The sequence below is a fragment of the Lapidilactobacillus concavus DSM 17758 genome (assembly GCF_001435835.1).
Classification (GTDB): Bacteria; Bacillota; Bacilli; order Lactobacillales; family Lactobacillaceae; genus Lapidilactobacillus; species Lapidilactobacillus concavus.
This window is the reverse complement of the sequence record NZ_AZFX01000006.1, coordinates 1-753: the sequence shown is the minus strand read 5'-3', so window position 1 is coordinate 753 and position 753 is coordinate 1. Positions and strand designations below refer to the sequence as shown.

Genomic DNA, 753 nt, shown 5'->3' with positions numbered 1-753 from the left:
AAGTGCAACACCTAAATGACTAGACCAAAAAGGCCATGAAGACCTATTCTTATAGTTACCACAACAAATAAGAAAAGAGATGTCTTCATGACCCTTAACCAGAATACCATGATTAGTCATTACCAACAACTTCAACCTTATGAACGTGGCTTGATCATGGCTCGTAAATCTGACGGTTGGTCTTGCCGTCAGATTGCGCGTGAACTTCATCGGAGTCCAAGTACCATCAGTCGGGAATTAAAGCACGGTACAATTCGTCAAATTGGCCCTAATCACAAGCCCTTTGAAGCTTACTTTGCAGAGACTGCTCAAACTATTCATGCAAATCATCAAGCTAATTCTCATGCCGTTAGCTGGCTGGTCAAGGCACCTGTGTTCTTCCAACAACTGGTCATTGAACTTCGTCGCAAACCTAGAGTCCACAGTATTGATAGCTTTGTGCATTGGTTCAAACTGAACCATCAAAAACTAGCTTGTCCGTCAACACCAACTGTCTACAGATACATTGATAATGGCCTTTTAGAACTAACTAATAGTGAACTACCCATGAAGCTACGTCGACGGGTGAGATCTGTTCGTAAAGCTCATCAGCGTATGAATAAACGTACCTTAGGCAAGTCTATTGAAGAACGACCATTTGGAGCCAATAACCGAACTGAAATCGGCCATTGGGAAGGTGATCTAGTTAAAGGCAAACGAGTTGCCAGTGAACCCGCTATTATGACCTTGACTGAACGTGTTAGTCGTTATGAA

1 protein-coding gene is annotated in these 753 nt (G+C 42.6%); it reads left to right on the top strand.

The window, feature by feature from the left end:
* Window positions 1-87 precede the first annotated feature (87 nt).
* Window positions 88-753, top strand: a 666-nt coding sequence (locus FC15_RS01620) for an IS30 family transposase (protein ID WP_057823277.1), incomplete at its 3' end; no start/stop codon positions are given.